This window comes from Thalassolituus sp. UBA2590 (assembly GCF_002339775.1).
GTDB lineage: Bacteria > Pseudomonadota > Gammaproteobacteria > Pseudomonadales > Oceanobacteraceae > Thalassolituus.
This window is the reverse complement of the sequence record NZ_DDKU01000032.1, coordinates 1-2,689: the sequence shown is the minus strand read 5'-3', so window position 1 is coordinate 2,689 and position 2,689 is coordinate 1. Positions and strand designations below refer to the sequence as shown.

Sequence of the window (2,689 nt, the reverse complement as noted above, 5' to 3'; positions counted from 1 at the left end):
TGTTTAATTAGTGTTAACAGGCCCTAGTCTTGCTGTCTTTGATGAGATAGCTGCTGAATGAATAAAAATGACCATCGGGTAAGGATGCGCCTCCCGTTGTGTACATGGAGAACACATGAAAAAGCTGTTGGCGTTTCTGCAAAATAAGTGGGTCGTCGGAATTATCGGGCTCACGGCTCTGTCGTTGCTGATCTGGTTTGGTGCTGAATTTATCAAGTTCGGCGCAGATAATATGACGCTTAGCCCGATGACCCGGGCGATTATTATCGGATTTTTCTGGTTGTTCTGGCTGACCTGGAATGTCAGTCAATGGCTGGTTGAGCGTCGACAGAATAAAGAGTTGCTGGGCGAAATAGAGTCATCACAGCAGAAAGGTAACGACGTTGTTGACCCTGATCAGGAGCGCAGTCAGGAAGAGCTGGCACAGATGGCAACCCGCTTCCGTGATGCTCTGGCGACGCTCAAAAAGGCACGTTTCAGTTCGCGTCGTGGCAAACTCAGTCTTTATCAGCTCCCTTGGTACATTATTATCGGTCCGCCGGGCTCAGGTAAAACCACTGCTCTGGTAAACTCCGGGCTGGAATTTCCGCTGGCCGACACTCACGGTAAGCAAGCCCTGGGTGGCATCGGTGGTACACGTAACTGTGACTGGTGGTTTACTAACGACGCTGTTCTGATTGATACCGCAGGACGATATACCACTCAGGACAGTCATCGGGTGGTGGACAATAACGCCTGGCAGGCTTTTCTTGCGCTGCTGAAAAAATATCGTCGCCGCCGTCCTATTAATGGTGCTCTTATTGCTATCAGTCTTCAGGATCTGATGGTACAGACGAAAGAACAGCGTGAGCAGCAGGCGAAAATTATCCGTGCCCGCATCAGTGAATTGCAGGATGAACTCGGTATTCGTTTCCCCGTTTATCTGACCTTTACTAAAGGCGACCTTGTGGCTGGCTTTGCTGAATTTTTCGGTAACCTGTCACAGGCCGAGCGTGAGCAGGTCTGGGGTGTGAGCTTCCCTCAGGAAGAGAGTGAAAATACGGGTGCCGATATCAGCCGCTTCCGTCACGAGTTTAATCAGCTGGTGGAGCGCTTGAACGAGCGTCTGCTTTGGCGTGTCCAGCACGAGCGTAATACCGATAAGCGCGCCATGATTCAGGGTTTCCCGCCAGCGCTTGAAAGTCTGGCGAACGTCGTTGATGGGTTTATTCAGCAGACGTTTGCACCGAATAATTACAGCACAGTACCTATGTTGCGTGGTGTCTACTTTACCAGCGCCACACAGGAAGGTAGCCCGATTGACCGCATGATGGCGCAAGTGAGCGCTAACTTTGGTCTTGAACGCAGTATGGGCAAGCAACAGCATAACAGCGGTAAGAGTTTCTTTATTACCCGCCTTTTCCGCGATGTTATTTTCCCTGAATCAGAGCTTGTTGGTGTAAACCGTAAGATTGAAAACCTGTTGCGCTGGATGCGCCGCGGTGCGGTTGCGGGCCTGACCGGTTTATTGATTGGCTGTGCGGCTCTATGGACTGGTGCTCTGGTGCAGAACCGGGCATACATGGCTGAGGTTGATAGCCTGCATCGTGATTATCTGCAATTACGTGAAACCATTCGCCCGGAGCAGGCGACAACGGAAGAAGCACTCGAACTTCTGACTCCGCTCTATCAGGCGAGCCTTGTTTACGATCAGGAAGAGCACCCCTTCATCAGTTACCTTGGCCTGTATGATGGCCGCGTCGATGCAGCGGCAGATCAGGCGTATAACACTCAGCTTAATCAGGTGTTCTATCCGGCTGTAGCTAATATGCTTGAACGCCATCTCAATGCGCTGGGCGCAGACGATAACGCGCTTTTACCTGTGTTCCGCGTCTATCTGATGCTGTTTGATCAGGAGCACCGCGATTATGAACAGATTCGGGCTTACGCAGAGACTCGCTGGCAGGATCTCCTGCCCGGTGAAGCGACTAAGCAGTCACAGCTACTGACTCACCTCGATCACCTGATTGAACTGGGCTTTGATGAGCAGCTCCAGCCGGATGAGTACGTCGTTACTCGTACACGCCAGTACTTGCAGCGTATTCCGGTTGCTCAAAGACTGTTTGCGCAACTTCAGAAAATGGGCAACAACGCCCGTGAAGTTGATCTTTATCGCGAGATTGGCGGCAACCCGCAGCAGGTGTTTGGTTTAAGTGAAAATGATCCGGTATTTATGATGCCGTTCCTTTTCACTAAGGCAGGATACGATCAGGCGGAGTATGGCCCTGACTCCGAAATGATGAAACAGATCGCTGCAGATCAGTGGATCTATGGCGGTAATATCAGTGGCGAAGATTACAGTAAAGCGGATCTCGAGAAATTAAGTGCCGATGTCGAGAAGTTATACCTGACTGAGTATGCCCGCCGCTGGCAGGCCTTCTACCAGAAATTCAGCCTCGCGAATTTACCGGGTGGTAGTCAGTCTGTCACCCACCTGCTTAAGTTGGCAGATCAGCTTTCATCGCCACTCTCTCAGGTGACAGAGCTGGTTGTAAAAAACACGACTCTTACGCCAGAAATTGAAATGCCTACGGCCTCCGGTGCTGCTGGCGGTCTCGTCGAAAAAGCGGCGGGTATGGTGTACGACCCGACGCTGGTTGATCTTCGCTTCCGTGATATCCAGCGCATGCTGGCGGCCGAGAAAGGCACG

General features: G+C 51.5%; 1 protein-coding gene. It reads left to right on the top strand.

The window, feature by feature from the left end; translation table 11 throughout:
* Positions 1 to 115: 115 nt before the first annotated feature.
* Positions 116 to 2,689 (top strand): type VI secretion system membrane subunit TssM (gene tssM, locus B2067_RS02970; protein WP_301387395.1); only part of this gene is annotated, 2,574 nt, incomplete at its 3' end.